This window comes from Priestia sp. BR_2 (genome assembly GCF_041954005.1).
In the GTDB taxonomy this organism is placed as follows: Bacteria; Bacillota; Bacilli; order Paenibacillales; family Paenibacillaceae; genus Paenibacillus_AQ; species Paenibacillus_AQ lautus_A.
Genome location: NZ_JAVFHM010000289.1, coordinates 123,695 through 140,395 on the forward strand (window position 1 = coordinate 123,695; position 16,701 = coordinate 140,395).

Below are 16,701 nucleotides of genomic sequence, written 5' to 3' on the forward strand. Positions count from 1 at the left end.
GTGTTTCCCTTCATGGGGGAACACTCTTTTTTGGTTATTTATATCGTCCCGATCCGTCATAGAAGCGCCGTTTAGGCCCCTGAGCCAGCGTGTCGTGTATAGATTTTGTATAGATAGGGTTGTTAATCTGATGTAGGACAGTATATGGATGCTGCGCAAATGACGCAAGCTGAGGACGGCATTGATGGCAAGAATGCTGAAAGTGACCGGTCTGACCGATAAATAATGAGTAGAACAAACAACCATTGATGGCATGGCAGTCATCAATGGTTGTTCTTTCATTTGGGTTTGCAATTGTAAATAATGGAGCTATGCTTACATTAAAGTGGATTAGGAGAGGAATATCTCTTGGCAAAGAGCCCACCAAGTCACCAAATAAAAAAGAGCCACATTTTATGGTTAATAGGATTACTCATAGTGATTCTATCGAGCATGCGCATGCTGTGGGTGGAAGTGTTCCCTGATCAACAGCAGGTGACGATAAATAAGGGGCATCTCGATTTGCGGGAATGGGATGCCGAAGAAGGCGGCATTCTGTTGCTTGACGGAGAGTGGGAGTTTTATCCCATGCAGTGGCTGCTGGATGGGAGCGGGCAGGATGCATCAGGCGGGCCGAAGCCGAAGCTGATTGCGGTTCCGGGGGGATGGAATCAAGCTCTGCATGGTAATGGCAAAGCGTCTCCATATGGATTTGCTTCCTATCGCCTGCGTATTCTAGTGAATCCCGAGGAGAAGCTGAATTATAGCATTCGCGTGCCTAGCGTACGCTCGTCATCCGAATTATATGTCAATGGACGTTTGCTTGCCAAATCCGGGCGGGTGGCGGACACGAAGGAAGCCTATACCGCGAAGAACCTGCCGTATACTACAAGCTTTACGGCGGACGGCAATGGCGTCATCGAATTAGTGATTCAGGCGGCCAATTATGTGGATAGCCGAAGCAGCGGCATAGCCAGATCCATTAAATTGGGTTCAGAGGAAGCCGTGGCCAAAGAAATGAAACTCTCGGTTTCGATGCAAACGCTGGGAGCTGTTATCTTCCTTATGCACTCCGTTTATGCACTCATTTTATTTTTACTGGGGAATAGGGAAAAGAGGCTGCTGTATTTTTCCTTGCTGACCCTCTGCGTAACCCTTTCGAGCATATTGAGCACGGATGAGAAGCTGTTCCATCAATTCATATACATCAGCAGCGATTGGGATTTTCGGTTGTCCAACGCCGCCTTTATGATTGGATGCTATGCGTTGCTGGAATGCACGAATCATCGCGAACTCTCTTATTGGAACAGGATTTATCCCGTTTATGCCGTCATGATCTTAGGAACAGCCGGCATTACCTTGTTCTTGGCTCCGCCTCAGGTGATCATGCTTTTCCCGGTTTATTTTTTGCTCGGCTGCGTAACGGCCGTCATCACGATTATTGCAATCACCAAAACCATAATGAAGGGCATTAAAGACCATTTGCTGCTGCTTTTTTCCATGGTTGCGTTGGTCCATCATTTCCTGTGGGCGTTGTTCTTGCGGGAAAGCGCCTTAAGTGTTGCCCATTATCCGTTTGACCTGATCCTTTCGATGGGATGCTTGGCCGCTGTATGGTTTAAGGGTTATTTCAAGATGCATGCGAACACGAAAGAGATTGCCGCAACCTTGCAAAGAGTGAATGACCATAAGGATCAATTCCTGGCGAACACGTCCCATGAATTCAAAAATCCGCTGCACAGCATGCTTAACATGTCGCAATCCGTGTTGAACCGGGAACGGCCTTTGCTGCAGGACAGGAGTGTGAAAGAGCTTGAAACGATTCTGACCGTCGGACGTCGTCTAACACTAATATTAAACGATTTGATGGACGTCATGAGTCTGCGGGATGGCAATCCGAGGCTGCAGAAAAAAGCCGTATCGATCCAGCCCATCGTGACGGGGGTGATGGATATGCTGCAATTTAACGCGGAAGTGAAGTCGGTCAGCATCGTCAATCAGATCCCGGAGGATTTCCCTCCCGTCTTGGCGGACGAGAACCGGATGATTCAAGTCGTGTTCAATCTGCTGCATAATGCCGTAAAATATACGAATGAAGGGTATATTTCGATTCAAGCTTTTACAGAGGGCGACAGAGCCTATATCGCGATTGCCGATACGGGGATCGGAATGGACGAAACCATGCTGAGGCGCTTGTTCCTTCCGTATGAGCAGGCGAGCGCCAGCGAGACCATGATCGAAGGCGGATTTGGGTTAGGTCTAAGCATAAGCAAGCAGCTCATTGAGCTTCATCGGGGTACGCTTGAGGTGGCCTCCGTTCCAGGGGAGGGCTCGAGATTTACGTTTTCATTAAAGCTGGCAGGGTTTGAAACAGAGGAAGTTCAGCGTGATTCTAACTCTAACGGACCGCCAACATTGCCATCCATGCCGATGCAGGATACCATTGGGGCCGGTTTGCAAAAAGAGGAGATCTTCCCGACAGCCGCGATACAAGGAGCTTTGCCCGAAAGGAGAAGTAACCGGCCGACCCTGCTCATCATTGACGACGATCCCGTCAACCTTCAGGTGCTTGAGGCCATACTGCCTCCTGACGAATACGAGGTGACGATGGCAACAAGCGGTAAAGAAGCGTTGGCTGTACTGGATGCGAAGGCGTGGGATTTGGTCATCTCCGATATTATGATGCCGCAGATGTCCGGGTATGAGCTGACGCGGAGGATTCGCGAGCGGTTTACGCTCACGGAGCTCCCTGTGCTGCTGCTTACTGCAAGAAGCCAACCGAAAGACATCCAAAGCGGGTTTTTGGCGGGGGCCAACGATTATGTGACCAAGCCGGTGGAGGCCTTGGAAATCAGGTCGAGGATTGAGGCCTTAACGACGATTAAACAAACCGTCCGGGAGCAGCTCCGACTGGAAGCGGCATGGCTGCAAGCGCAAATCCAGCCTCATTTTTTATTCAATGCTTTAAATGCGGTGACGGCCCTAAGCGACGTTGATTTGGACAAGATGCGGAATCTGCTTGAGGAGTTCAGCAACTTTCTGAGATATAAATTCAGATTCCAAGACACGGCTGGACTTGTACCGATCGAGGAGGAGCTGAGCCTGGTACGCTCGTATCTTTATATCGAGCAGGTTCGGTTTGAAGAGCGGCTGCAGGTGGTTTGGGAGGTAGACGACTGCGGAGCCTTGCAAATTCCGTTCCTTTCGATCCAGCCCTTGGTCGAAAATGCGATAAGGCATGGCGTCATGAAGCGCACTTATGGGGGAACCGTACATATTCGAATTTCCGTCCATGCCACGCATGCCGAGATAACCGTTCAGGACGATGGGATCGGGATGGATGAAGCTCAATTGCAGCGAATCCTAGAGAGAACAGCAAATCATCAGTCCGGGGTCGGATTGATCAATACGGACCAGCGATTAAAACGGCACTTCGGAACAGGGCTTCGTATTCAGAGCAGGTTAGGCGAAGGAACCCGGGTTACTTTTCATGCACGCATCTAAACCCCGGGATAAAACGCATCAGGCGGTGAGATGAATGGAGAGATTGAAAAACAGCGGATTTTATAAACTGAAATTTTTAATAACGCCGGAAGAATTCAACCAAATGTTGGCACGCTTTGAGCAAAAACAGGCCAAATTTCATCGTACGAACCATGCCATGACCCAGCATGATCTGGATCAGGTGCTTGAGGCGTATCGTACCTATTATCAGTATTTTACGGCGCAGGACAGGCCCGATTACCACCCTTTCTTTGTCTATTCTATTTCGATTGCTGAGGGCGATGAAAGCTCCGGATTCTTTGTCAGAAATGAAGGTGTCTCATTCCCCTACCGGGGACAGTGGGCAGAAGATGAATTACCCTATGTCTTGCTCTCCCTTCCAAAGGGAATTCGAATCGATGCAGAGGATGAACGAGGAAAGTATTATCTGTATGAGGATATTCGGGGACACCGGCCGTTGACGTATGTTTTTTTCGAAGAAATGGCAGCATCCATGAAAAAAATGACCAAGCCGCTTCGTTTCTCGGTACAAGCCGCAAACGCTATGCAGGAGCAGAAGCCGGCTGTTCGCATAAGTCAACAAGCGGTGAATGATCTAATTGACTCGTGGATCGTAAGGAAATATGGGCTGGTTATGAACAACAAGAAGGACATATCAGGTACGTAAGAGGAATCCTCGGTAATCCCCACTCATATGAGCCGCAATCCCCCTCACTTCCACGATGTATTGTACGGAAAAATTCGCATTACCCTTGAAAAGCCCGCCAACCGTGGTCTTCATAAATGGGGAAAGCGGGCCTATCGAGGGCGGGACACCCGGTCCGGATACTTCACTTCCGGATATTCCTCCGAGGGACCGGTTAGAAGCTTACTCTCCATTCCGCGCAAATGCTGATTAAAGAATTCCAGCACGTAGCGGTTGACGATTTCGGCTCCCCTAGATCCATTCATGCTTCCGGTCATGCCGGTCAGGCGGGTAAGCGGAGAGTACAGCTGAAGATCGGTGAAATTATAGTGTCCTGCGCCTTCGATATAAAGGGTCCGTCCTAGTCCCTGTTGAGATAAGCGATCCATCAGCTTCAGTTCCAATTCCCGATTCGCCAGAATCATGTCGAATTGTTCTCGCGTTAACCCCAGTGCTTGGAGCTCGGCTTCCGTAGCCGGGGTTTGGCGATACTTCGCCTGCTGTTCGTTCACCTTCATAAAATCCTCCGATTCCATGAACATAAACGGTTTCTCCATGTCGTCCCGGTCCTTCGTTATGAATAGCGTTCCGTCCATATTCACGCCGGCTTTGATCCGCGGGTTGGAATAAACGGCTTCAAAGGCTGCAGCCCCGCCGAAGGAATGGCCCATCATGCCGATGTTGTCCAGATCTAAGGCTCCTTTAAACTTGCTGGCGACGGCGCCTGATTGAAGCCTCTCCAACTGATCCGTGACAAAGGCGATATCCTCATTCCACACCTTCAAAATAGTGCGGCTGTCCTCGAATAATCGCTCCTGGGATTGTTCCGTAAGAAAACCGGTTACGCGCCCATCGGGAAATGCGGTGGCAGCCGTGCTGTACGTATGATCGATGGCAAATACGATATAGCCGTGGCTGGCAAGATGTTCGGCCTGGGACGAATGCAAAATTCTGCCGACCCCCATGCCGTGCGACAACAGCACCACCGGATACGGATTCTCCGCCAGCCGCAAACCGGCATGGCCGTTAGCGTTGGCCCGGCTGTATTTCCAATAGTCTAACGCGGCCGCGGGAAGGCCCAGATATTCGGAATATGCTTGCATATAGGTGTGAAAGAGCCTTTTATCCTTCGGAAACAACGTAGCTTTCTCGGCGCCTTGGCCAGACGCTGCGGCCGGATACCATACCTGAACGATAAGCTCACGTTTGTCGCCTTTTTGTTCGGTAAACGTTTCTTCCCGGTCCGCATCAACGAAATGGAGCGTATCCGTTCCCACCCTGAACTCGCCCGAGGGCGTCGGTAAATGGAAAACCGGCAGCAGTGCCGATAAGGCAGCCGATCCGCCCAGCAAAACGACCGAAAGGCCCCATATCGTGTACCGCAGCGGTTTCTTGACCGTTCGGCGTCTGAACAGAACCAACACAAAGAGCAACGCGGTGACGATGTAGGTCGGAATCATCTGCCACCTGTATCCCTCGACCAGCAGCTGCACGGCGAACAGCAAACCGCCAGCGATGCCGACGATCGCGCCAGCCTTCCGATTTATTGTGTTACGGCTCAACAGTATTATCAGCATCGCAACGCAGGCTGCAACCCACAACATTTCCAGAACTCTCATACGCACGCTCGCTCCTTGTTATCGCAATTATTTGTATGATAACGGATCAAGGTTAAAACGAGCGGATGGTTTCGTTTAAAAAAGGTTTAAATCCGTGCTGTCCTATGTAGGATTCTCCGGTGTCGGTACCGGAGGCTCGCGCTTTTTGCCGAACCTGCATGTTTCTACATATCGGCATCTGTCGGCTCGAGCAGTGCCAGCAGCTCCGAAATGGAGTCGGCATGCTGATCGCTGCTGTTCATGATCGCTCGGAAAACAGGAGCCGCTTCCTGCAGCAGCACATAACTGAAGTAATAATAACTGATGAAGATTTCCGCTTCATAACCGGGGGGTTCCTCTTCTTCCCATCGCAAATCGTCTTCTTCGTCGTCTTCCGGCCATAAGTATCTTTCGTCCAGCAGCTTATCCATCGTTTCAACCGTTTGTGCCGAATCCATATATTCCACGGTTATGGCTGAAGCTACGGATAAGTATAATTCCATTTCTTCTGAAGAGACCTGCTCCGGTTTCTGTTTGGCAAGCTCCCGCAGGAGCATAAGCAGGGCCCATGGCGTCGTCTGCCACAGGGTGCCTTGGTGCTCGATCAGGCTGGCCAATTCTTTATATTGTCGTGTTTCCAATAGCCGAGGAATATCCGTGCCTCTTCCATAGGCTGTCGTCAACCGCTGCCACGGCACGCTGGCTGTCGTATGGGTCAAAGCGTTCATCTCCTTCACCTCCTACATATGTATCCCGGGGAGTTTACAGCCACCCTTTATCTTCCGCGATCGTGACGGCCTGCTGCCGGGAATCCGCCTCCAGCTTCTGGATGGCGGAGGACAGGTAGTTGCGCACGGTTCCCCTTGTCAGAAACAAGGCTTTGCTGATGTCGCCGGTAGTCATGCCTTCCTTGGTTAACCGGAGCATTTCGATTTCCCGTTCGCTGAGCGGATTCTCCTCCTTCATGAAGAGCGCGGCCGCCAAGTCGGTGCTCACGACCCGCTCGCCCTTCATGACCCTCCGGATGGCCTCAATCAAGAAATCGATGGGCTCGTCCTTTAACAGATAACCCTCCACCTGCGCATCCATCGCTTTTTGCAAATAACCGGGACGTGCGAAGGTCGTGACGATCACGATTTTGCAGGATAGGCCTGCTTGACGTATGGACTCGGCCAATTCCAGGCCGTTAATATGAGGCATCTCGATGTCGAGCAGGCACACGTCCGGCTGATGCTGCCGAATCGCGTCCCAGGCGCGCTGCCCGTCCGGCACCTCGGCCACCACCTCGATGTCGTCTTCGAAATTGAGCAGTGAGGCGAATGCGCCGCGAAGCATTTGCTGATCTTCTGCAATGACGATTCGAATCATGATGCGTCCTCCTTTTCATGCCGGCGAAGCGGGAGTTTCAGGTACACCTTGGTGCCCCCCTGAGGCAACGGGTCGATGGCGGAGGACCCGCCCAGCGTCTTCATCCGCTCCATGATCGACGGAAGGCCGTTTCCGCCGGCGTTCCCCGCAAGACCCACGCCGTCATCCGCGATATGGATCCCGAAGGCATGATCCTTCGTTTCCAGTTTGACGGTGCACCGCTCGGCCCGGCTATGCTTGATAATATTGGTCATGGCTTCCCGGACGCAGAGCGCCAGCATCGTTTCTTCCACGCTGGATAACAGTGGAGGCTTCTCCGGATTCTCGATGCTCAGCGATATTCCTGCCGTATGCAGCAGCTTGGCCGAATGCTCCAGCTCGCTTGCCAGCGAGATGAACTTCATATCGGATACCAGCTCCCTTACCTGCTTGAGGGCGGTTCTGGAGGTATCCAGAATCTCGCCTAACTCCCGTTTGGCCTGGCTCGGATCCTTATCCACCCATTTCGTTGCCAGCTCGCTCTTCATTTTGATCATCATGAGGGTCTGCCCCAAGGTATCGTGGAGATCCCTGGCGATTCGCTGCCGCTCCTCCTGCTGGATATACTTTGCGATCTGCTCGTTGGCTTCATCCAGCTCCCCCTGCAGGCTTTTTGCTTTCTCCTTGATGTAGATGACGATCGGATATACCGACTGTATGATCATGATCGGAAGGTAAATGGCATTGGACGTTTCGAGCAGCGGTTCCTTTCGGAAAACGAACACGAGCAGGAATGATAGGGCAATGGCCGCACAGCCGATGGCGATATGTACCTTGGACTTGGACCGGCCCAGCAAATCGGCAAAAATGATCCCGAACAGCAGGGTGCTCGGCCCCGTATACACCCCGAGTACGCCTACAGCGAACAGGCCCGCCAGCACGGCAGCCAGCAGCCAGCCGCCCCGACGCCATAATGCGACATAGAATGAAACAAGGAACAGCAGGAGCAGCAAAAGGCTGCCCCACAGTCCCAGCGCCGTATCCGAACGAAACACCTGGTAGCATAAGAATACGGTCAGTATGATATCGATGAGCAAATAACTTTTGATCTGATCCCTCGGGTACAACTTATAGAACATATCAAGCCTCCAATTTCGGCTATCTTGATTCGAAGAAACCTATCGCCTGTTTGCGGGCGGTCTCCATGGGCCCCAGATTAAAGCGGCGGAGCCATAGGGACGCCATGCCCAGCAGAAATGCGGAGATAACCAGCCAGATGGCGATAGTGGCCGCTGAATTCAGCTTGCCGGCAAGCCCCAACCCCCAGCCGTAAAAGATGGTGGATGCGATGATGTTCTGGAGTACATAGCAGCTCAGTGACATTTTTCCGACGTTCTCCAGGCGGCACCATAGCCATTCCCATTTCGTATATTGTATCATTCTCGCAATGATTGCTATATACCCCATAGACATAAGTGGAGCGAATAAATAGCGCACCGGTAGATCGAAAGCGCCGCCGGGAACGAATATGAGCAGGTTGAGCGGCACGCCGACATATATACCCAGCTTGAATAGCCTTTTTCGCAGCCTTTTGCCGTTGTCGTCCGGGGCGAATACGCCTGAGCGCATAAAGCGAACCCCTAGCAGGAACAGAAACACGTTCGTCGGGATGACGAGGATGGCCTCCGCTCGCAACGGGAGGAAATTCGCCAGCCGGTACCGGACCTGCTCGATCCAAGTGCCTTCCTGATAGAGAGCAGCGACATCGTCAAAGCTGCCCAGCGATACGCTGGCCCCGCTTGCCAGCATGAGTCCCGCAAGGGCCAGGATCGCGATGGCAAAGATACTGCCGATTACATTCATCGTGCGGGCGATGAGCCGGTCGCTGCCCTTTACGATAAAGGCTGCAATGATGGCGGTAATTCCGTAACTCATCAAGATGTCATACTCCATGACTAATATAAAATGCAGCAGGCCTTCGAGGATTAAAAACAAAACGGCCCATAAATAAACGCCAGGCCACGGCTTTCCTTTGCGCTTGGCCTGCCGGTACTTCATTTCCAGACCGACCCCGAACATGATCGTCAGCAGTCCGAGCAGCTTCCCGTTTACCAGAAACAAGACGATCATCCGGAGAAGATCGTCCGCTCCCCACCAGCCGGAGTGATCAAAGGTGGTAATGTAGCGTAGATCCCCCGCATGTGCGAAGATCCAAATATTCGTCCCGAGCGTTCCCAGGATCGCGAAGCCCCGCAAAATATCCAGCAGGCGAATTCTGCCCGTACGTTGTTCCATTCTTCCATTCCTTCTTTCTTCTAGGTTCTCTTGTCTTTTTATTGTAGGTACGATCTCCCTGGCGCAACATTCACACCTGTAAAGAGATCCGTATGACACGTGTCATAAAAGCAGGGAGAACGAACGGAAGAAGTCGGATGGGGTTCTCGTCATGGCTTGAAAATTGTGGAATAATAGAAGAAAACAGGAGGAGTGATCATGTACATCGTATCGGGACCGAGGCCGCTGTCGGATGGCCAAAGTCAAGTGCTTGGAAGAGAGGAAGAGGGGGTTTATCCGCCGGGCTACGTCCGGTTTATGCAGCAATTCGGCGAAGGGACTTACTGCGGGTGGATGAATGTCCAGCAGCCGGATAGGGAGGTGCTGCAGCCTTTTGCCGAGTACGGGTTATGGGAGCATGACGATGACAGTCCCATTACGGAGCCGCAGATTGCAGAGTGTATCGCTATAGGCACAACGGTGGACGGTGATTTTCTGGCGGTGCATCCCCAGACGGCTCAGTTGCTCTGGCTTCCTCGGCATGCGGACCATATACAGGCAATCTTGCTGCAGTCACGGGAGCGGAACGATGAAGGCCTGTACGCCGCGGTGCTGGATGAAATATACCGTCAGGTGTATGGAAGCAGCCAAGAGGGAGTCGTCTATTACGAACCGTGGACGGGTACGCGGAGCCATCTCTTTTTGCGTTTGCCGCCAGGGGAGGATCAGCCTTCGCTGACCGAGCTGGCCGGTATGTGTCAAGCGTCCTTTTCGCCGGATCTGTGCGTGGAAAACGAATATACATGCAGCTTGTTCTACCGGGAACTGGGCGGATATGTACGATTCAATTATGCTTATCAGCAAGAGATAGCCGTCTTCTATGAACAGGATGCAGGGCAGGCATTTGCCGTTATAGAGGCATGGCTCCTGTCGAAAGGGTGCGAAAGGGTATCATAACACTTAGATCCATATCGGTACTCATCAAGTGGGGAACTGCGTTTAAGATAAGGGGGACATGGGATGAAGCTGGCTTTTTCGCTGGATGCACACGGAACGTGCGTAGGTCAATTAAGGGACGAGCTGCTGCCGTTAGGGGAACTGGCTGCCGCATGGAAGTTTCCGTTCGATATCTTTGTTGTATTTCGCGTTTTGCCGGAAAGTTATGGCCGAAAAACATCCAGACGTTTTGATAGCAGGGATCATACCCTCGACTTGGATATCAGTTTAAGTTATGAGCAGTACCAACGAATGTCCAAACACGAGCAGCGCGAGGCACTGGGGAGTTATCTCTACGACTATCTATCGGAGTCCGTTGCTAAATATAAAAAGCACGCAGATGCGGAGACCCAAAAACAGCTTCTGGACCGTGTGAAAGAATGGATGCTCGAACACGGTTGGCTGCATGGAAAAATCCATCAGGCACGGGAGCTTCTGGCGCAGGACATCGACCTCTATGAAATCAGCCGAACGCTGCAAATGCCGCTGGAAGAAGCGGAATATATGTATCTCCGCATGAATGGACATGAGCCTGCAGACGTTCATCCCGATAACATCGCAGCAGGAAAAGCCCAGCCATATTCTTTGTAGGCGCCTAAGGAGCGAAGCTGTTCGTGTGATAGGAGCGTATCAAGCGGCAGGGCTAGAGCTGTCCCAAATCTCGAACTGCCGTCTCCAAGATCAGCCGCGTATCCTCTTTAGGCTTGTCATTCAAATGCTCCCCGATGTAAGGGACAGCCGTTTCGCCGAGCTCAATCAGCCAATTATTGAAATAAGGAAGAAGCATACATACACAGGATTTACGCAGGGAGGAATATCGATGATCGTTCTGAAAGATATCGGCAAATTCGAGGAATTACCGGAGATTGCGATGCACATCTACCAAGGGAACATTCCGGCTTTGCAGGAGGCAATAACCGCAGGCTGGGATATCGAGGAGGGCATCGTACTAAGCAGATATACGACGTTAAGCCCGCTCGATCTGGCGTTGGTCTCGCAGCGAACGGATGTGGTGAAGCTGCTGGTCGAGCACGGCGTTAACCTGAATGTCCATCATAATCCGGCTTTTTTGCGAGCGGTGCGGTACGGCAAGGAAGATATCGTTCGTTATATCGCAGCGCAGGGCGCCGAGCTGGATAAACTCAATCAAACCGGGTCAGGCGCATATGCACAGGCCTATTACGGCAACAAAAAAAACATCCCGCTCATCCGGGAGCTGGGATTGGATCTCAAGCTGCATGGCAGCGCGGTGCTGCGCCAAGCCGTGTCGGACCATGATTTTAAGACACTCGATTATCTACTCGATCATGGGGCGGACATCAATTATAATCAGCCCGATATGGTCTATCCTTATCAAGCGACTCCGCTAACCGTGGCCACGCGGATGGGGAATCAGCGCATGGTCAAGCATCTGATTGAGCGCGGCGCTGACGTGACGTTGGCGGAAAAGGACGGCGAGCGGCCGTATACGATTGCGGTCGGCAATAAGGATACCGTCCTGGCCGACTACTTGAAATCGCTGGAGCCGGCCGAGTTTCATAGCTTAGAGAACAAGAAGTATGCGCTGAAAAAGTATAAATTGACCGATGAATTGGTCCGTTTTCTGACAGGAGACCAGCTGCGGCTTAAGCTGCCGGAGAATGAATATGAAATCGGGTATATCGATTTCTTCACCCTGACAGATACGATCGAGATGAAAGTCGGCCGACAAAAGTTTCTGCGCCTGTCAGCCGACATTGACAATTACTCCGATCTGCAGCTCGTATGGAATCCGAAGAAAAAGGGCCTGATTGGCTGTTACGATGTGGAGCATCAGACGTATGCCGATCTATGCAGCTTTACCGAGTTCCTTGCGCAGCCTGAATCGTACCTCATCCGTTTTCTTGAGGGAGAGCTGTAATCGAGAATTCAGGGTCAAGGTATATAGGCGCCTACGACCTCGAATTTCAACTCATTGTCTATGGTCATATGCTTTACTTCGATGATATTGCCTCGTTGGAACGTGGGGATGCTTATGATCGGGATAACGGTTCTTACGACGGTATGGATCGTCTCGCCATCCGGTTTGGTGACGCTTAGGTCCAGCAACACTTCGGGTTGATCGTCAACCTGCACATTCGTTTGCCGGATCGAGTTGATCTGTGCTTGAGCGGGCGTACCGCTCGCGAGAATCGCCTTGCGCTGCACGTTTCGGTTGTTGTTCGCCCGTAATTCCTTGGTGAATTTCGCGATGAAGAAGGACGGCGTGATCAGTGAGAAAATGACGATGATCACAATAAGGGTCGTCAATGGCTGCACCTCGCTTTCCAATCATGATCGGGAATTCGAAAATCGTACGGCTTCCATTTTAAGTTTATTTTAGCAAAAAAGATAAGTCTAGGGGTTTCGCTTTTTTTTGTTCCAGTCCATTTCTGCAGGACTGGCTATTAAGCCGAAATCACTTGGCATTGCATGAACTAAATCAGCAGGAGGAAAGGGTCCTTTAACCGGGTTCATATCATATGTATGAAAAATTACGCGAATATTTTAGCTGAGCACAAGGACTGTATACTGTATGAGGCCGGTCGAGGTCCATCTACAGGACAAAGTACGGGCTGGATCGGCGGCAATGCCCCGGCCTATTTCGACGACAAAACGGATGCCATTCAAGAAGGTGACCTGGGCTATTACTTCTATTTAAGTCTTATTCATCCTTTCAAGCCTGCATCTATGATCTCTATTTTCATTCCTAATGACTATGAGAAATACGTAGAGCACAATCAATATCCTGATTGCTCTATCAAGGTAATGGAGCACCCAATGACTGGCGAGAGCTTGAGCGATCATTTTGCGCACCCGGACCTGATCAAGCATCTTATTTCGCATCGAGAGACATGCAGCGACCTCCATTCGATGGATCAGTCTTTCCTGATCAAATTCGGCGGGAGCCCGAGACTGGTCCAAGATGAAGCTTATTATTCGGCCAAGCTGAGGGAGGAAGGATTCTCCTTTTTGCTTCAGGTGGACGAAGATGGGTATCCCGAGACACTGCTCCGAGAGGACAGCAGTTATCCTTTTGGCTTTGGAGCTCTGTATATTTACGCCAAAATCACCCCAAATGACGTTCAGGACCCGGTAGCGGGCTTCTGGCAGTTCTCATGAAAATGAATAACACTAACCAAGGAAGCGATTGCCGGGACTGCGGCGGTCGCTTTTTCATCATGATGAAGAGTGAAATCATTCCTCATTTTCCAAAGTCGTAATACTTTCGCCCTGTTGGCCGGCTGCAAGGTATGGGATGATGGGTTCATCAAAGATTTGAGGTCATGGACTTTGAACCTTTGGCCTTCAGGCTATTGCGATCCTTCCTTCTACTTCATTTGGCGAACCTAGGGTCGCAGCTTTCCTGAGGGAGTTTGTTTCAAGAGAGGAGGCGTCCAGGCTATCATATTCCTTCCTTCTATAATTCTTTCAATGACATTAGGGATATGGCTTTCCTGGACTCTTGATATGATGAACTCGATTTATTTACGAAGAGCGAACAAATTGATGGTTGATGCAGAGAATGAATCGGATCGTCTCCCAAAAGCTTATCTGGCGACGGCCGTGAAGAATATCGAGCAGCTTGGGTATACGTTCTCGTATCCATTGCTGAACGCCGTGCGAGCCTTATCCAAAGAGCAGTTCGAAGCGCTTTATCAACCGCTGATTGACGATCTAAGGGTGATGGTAGGCGCGCATGTACAATATGTGCCGATGTATCCCGCGTTCCCGATGCAGGTGATGGAGGAGGACGATGCGGAGCTGTACCTGAATGCCATCTATCATGATCTGACTTGGGATTTGCCTGCATATGAGCATGAAGAGAGACCTCCGCTGCAGGATGACATCAACCTGAAAACCATTGATCTGGGAAGCAAGGCGGATTTCTATGCCATGATACGCCAGCTGATCCAAGCTAAAGGCTCCATCTCCCCAACGGATAAAGGGGATATTGAGGCCGTTATTGAGCTTGTCGACCCCGAGGAACTGGATGTCATTCTCCCTTCCGAGATTCCGTTCAAGGAGAATGCGGGATTCGTGGCAGCTGCGTTAATGAAGCATGACAAGGGGAACGTCGAGCGGATCGGGCGTTATTTCAAAACCGCAACCGATGTCCTTCGTCTAGCGGTGGCTTGGTCAGGCGGAGATGTCAGCCTGGCGGAAGCCACCCGGTTTCGTAAATTTAAGCGGCGCGAGAGACGGCTGCTGCTGGGGTTGCTGGAACGCTGTCATCCGATAACGGAGGATATGCTCAGATTTAAGGACCGCTGGATTCGTTTGGGCGAAATCCTCCATCCTTCCGAATATAAGCACCGGTATAAACGCTGTGAGGAAGCCTTTGATATTTTGCGGAATCACAAGCCCTTTACCACCTATAACGGGAGTGTCGAGCTTGCATTTCAGTACGGCCAGGTCTGGAACTTGATCGATTTGTTGATGCAGCGTCCGGGTGAGTTTGCCCGCAGATTGGATCAGTTGCTGCGATCCACCGAACATACGGAGTATGTCGTTCTGGCGTTTGGCGAGGTGGCGAATCAAGTATCGACGCCGGTCTTGCTGCAAGTGAAGAATCATTTTGCCCGCCGCCGCCAGCCTCAAGAGCTGCGCGTCTTTTTCCCGAAAGGAAATGTGGCTAAAGCCTTTGCCGTACCCCATACGCTTCCGGAGATCGATGAAGCGGCATGCCGAGATATCGTGCAGGTATGCGAGCAGGCGTTGATCCAGCGGTTCGCCGCGCTGCCGCCCTTGGGGAAGGCCTATGTCGATAAGCGATTGAAGGACTATCATGTGCCGTTCTCGCAGAGATCGGCAAGCAAAGCCCTGCATACGTTAGTTCGGGGAAGCCGGGTGCCGATGGCGGAAGGGGATACCATCCGTTTCTTCAGCTGGTGGAAGGAAGGACGCGTGAACGGAGAGCCTACGGGCCGCGTGGATATTGACCTGTCCGCCGTCATGTATGATCACGACTGGCAGTACGTCGAGCATATTTCTTATACGAATCTGCGGTCCTCCCATTACAGGGCCGTGCACAGCGGGGATATCGTGTCAGCTCCTCAAGGAGCATGCGAATTCATTGATCTGCATATTCCAACCATCGTCCAATACGGCGGACGTTATATTGTGGCGACTCTTCATTCGTATACAAATCAACCGTACTGCAACCTGCCGGAGTGCTTCGTGGGCTGGATGATGCGGAAGAAACCCGGTTCCGGTGAAATATTCGAGCCCTCGACGGTGGCAAATAAAATCGATGTCGCCGCCGATACGCAGATCGCTATTCCCGTTATCTTGGATTTGGTGGAGCGTACGGTCATCTGGACCGATCTGTCCCTAACCAGACATCCACACTACTACAACAATGTAGAGGGGAATCAGAAGGGGATGGTCTTGATGGGCAAAGCCATGACAGCCCTGCGGAAGCCCGATCTGTATGATCTGTTCATGCTGCATGCCAAGGCAAGAGGAGAGTCCGTAGATCATGCGGAACAGGCGGAAACGATCTTCTCGGTGGAACATGGGGTGACCCCGTTCGATATCGAGCATATTATGGCGGATTATGTTGTGTAAGTTCATGCGGATGCCATGTAGATGCCGTTAAGATAAGGAGCAGCTTAGGCTGCTCCTTTTTTGCTGGATCGAAGAGTGAAGTAGCATGCTTCTGGTTACCCCTGGATTCTGGAATTCAGTATCTCTAGGTAATGAGCATTGTACATGATGCCTAGTATGTTGCCGAAGGGGTCGGTGACGGATGCCGTAATGAATCCCTCCCCGCGGTGGGCGAGCGGTTCGTATTCTTGGGCACCCATGGATTTCAATCGGCTGAGGGTGGCCTCTATATCATCGACATGCCAGTACATGATCGCTCCGCCGAGGCCGGACGTTGGCTGACCAGGGGCAAAACGGCGATCGATGAGACCCAGCTCGTGCTGGTAGTCCCCAATCCGAAATTCGGCGTAAGCCAGTTTCCCGTCGGGACCCGACCTTTCGAAGTATGGCGCAATACCCAGCAGGTCGGAATACCAAGCCTTTGCCGCCTCCATATCATCTGCCCAGTAACTGATGGTCGCAAATCCCCGCAATGTTTGGTTTGTGTTTATCATATATTTCCTCCTAGGACGATTAAGATTGGTTTTATGGCTATTATGAGCGGTGATGACTGACGTCTTTATGTCAGTGTTTTGGTTTTTTTCTAAGCGTGGGGGTTTTTGGTTAACACGATAGGAGCTATCATTTTTATGATATGGGGATGTAAAATGACGATTTTCATGACAGCAGTCACTATTTTGAAAGAAATGG

14 protein-coding genes are annotated in these 16,701 nt (G+C 51.3%); 7 read left to right on the forward strand and 7 right to left on the reverse strand.

The features are described 5' to 3' along the window. Positions 1-348 precede the first annotated feature (348 nt). Complete coding sequence (locus tag RB298_RS23415; protein WP_486048801.1) at positions 349-3,483, forward strand: hybrid sensor histidine kinase/response regulator; 3,135 nt, start codon at positions 349-351, stop codon at positions 3,481-3,483. Positions 3,484-3,517: 34 nt separating this feature from the next. Further along, a complete protein-coding gene (locus RB298_RS23420) occupies positions 3,518-4,150 on the forward strand; it encodes a hypothetical protein (RefSeq protein WP_486048803.1) in 633 nt (210 codons plus the stop codon). Positions 4,151-4,281: 131 nt separating this feature from the next. Here RB298_RS23420 and RB298_RS23425 read toward each other — a convergent pair whose 3' ends face one another. The 5 genes from RB298_RS23425 to RB298_RS23445 all read right to left on the reverse strand — a co-directional run bounded on the left by RB298_RS23425 (position 4,282) and on the right by RB298_RS23445 (position 9,408). Next, positions 4,282-5,787: an alpha/beta hydrolase family protein gene (locus tag RB298_RS23425; RefSeq protein ID WP_486048804.1), complete on the reverse strand. Its 1,506-nt coding sequence runs from the start codon at positions 5,785-5,787 to the stop codon at positions 4,282-4,284. Between the two features lie 164 nt (positions 5,788-5,951). Further along, positions 5,952-6,494 (reverse strand): hypothetical protein, encoded by a 543-nt coding sequence (locus tag RB298_RS23430; protein ID WP_486048806.1) that lies wholly within the window; start codon positions 6,492-6,494, stop codon positions 5,952-5,954. A gap of 34 nt (positions 6,495-6,528) precedes the next feature. After that, the gene (locus RB298_RS23435; protein ID WP_096777211.1) at positions 6,529-7,134 is read right to left on the reverse strand and encodes a response regulator transcription factor; all 606 of its coding nucleotides are present in this window, start codon (positions 7,132-7,134) and stop codon (positions 6,529-6,531) included. After that, the gene (locus tag RB298_RS23440) at positions 7,131-8,252 is read right to left on the reverse strand and encodes a sensor histidine kinase (protein WP_192570202.1); all 1,122 of its coding nucleotides are present in this window, start codon (positions 8,250-8,252) and stop codon (positions 7,131-7,133) included. Before RB298_RS23440 ends, RB298_RS23435 begins: the two co-directional genes overlap by 4 nt. A gap of 19 nt (positions 8,253-8,271) precedes the next feature. Further along, positions 8,272-9,408, reverse strand: coding sequence for a DUF418 domain-containing protein (locus RB298_RS23445; RefSeq protein WP_486048809.1), 1,137 nt, complete (start codon positions 9,406-9,408; stop codon positions 8,272-8,274). Positions 9,409-9,606: 198 nt separating this feature from the next. On the opposite strand from RB298_RS23445, the gene RB298_RS23450 reads away from it, so the two are divergent. The 3 genes from RB298_RS23450 to RB298_RS23460 all read left to right on the forward strand — a co-directional run bounded on the left by RB298_RS23450 (position 9,607) and on the right by RB298_RS23460 (position 12,283). Then, complete coding sequence (locus tag RB298_RS23450; RefSeq protein ID WP_486048811.1) at positions 9,607-10,344, forward strand: hypothetical protein; 738 nt, start codon at positions 9,607-9,609, stop codon at positions 10,342-10,344. 63 nt (positions 10,345-10,407) lie between these two features. Then, on the forward strand, positions 10,408-10,974 hold the full coding sequence (locus tag RB298_RS23455; protein ID WP_375121969.1) for a hypothetical protein: 567 nt from the start codon (positions 10,408-10,410) through the stop codon (positions 10,972-10,974). Between the two features lie 229 nt (positions 10,975-11,203). After that, positions 11,204-12,283 (forward strand): ankyrin repeat domain-containing protein, encoded by a 1,080-nt coding sequence (locus RB298_RS23460; RefSeq protein WP_486048812.1) that lies wholly within the window; start codon positions 11,204-11,206, stop codon positions 12,281-12,283. A gap of 14 nt (positions 12,284-12,297) precedes the next feature. On the opposite strand, the gene RB298_RS23465 is transcribed toward RB298_RS23460, so the two are convergent. Then, positions 12,298-12,672, reverse strand: coding sequence for a hypothetical protein (locus tag RB298_RS23465; RefSeq protein WP_096777280.1), 375 nt, complete (start codon positions 12,670-12,672; stop codon positions 12,298-12,300). Between the two features lie 216 nt (positions 12,673-12,888). On the opposite strand from RB298_RS23465, the gene RB298_RS23470 reads away from it, so the two are divergent. Then, the gene (locus RB298_RS23470) at positions 12,889-13,524 is read left to right on the forward strand and encodes a hypothetical protein (RefSeq protein ID WP_486048814.1); all 636 of its coding nucleotides are present in this window, start codon (positions 12,889-12,891) and stop codon (positions 13,522-13,524) included. Positions 13,525-13,872: 348 nt separating this feature from the next. Beyond that, positions 13,873-15,972: a cytoplasmic protein gene (locus RB298_RS23475; protein ID WP_486048816.1), complete on the forward strand. Its 2,100-nt coding sequence runs from the start codon at positions 13,873-13,875 to the stop codon at positions 15,970-15,972. A gap of 95 nt (positions 15,973-16,067) precedes the next feature. On the opposite strand, the gene RB298_RS23480 is transcribed toward RB298_RS23475, so the two are convergent. Beyond that, on the reverse strand, positions 16,068-16,505 hold the full coding sequence (locus RB298_RS23480; protein ID WP_375121966.1) for a VOC family protein: 438 nt from the start codon (positions 16,503-16,505) through the stop codon (positions 16,068-16,070). Between the last annotated feature and the right edge of the window lie 196 nt (positions 16,506-16,701).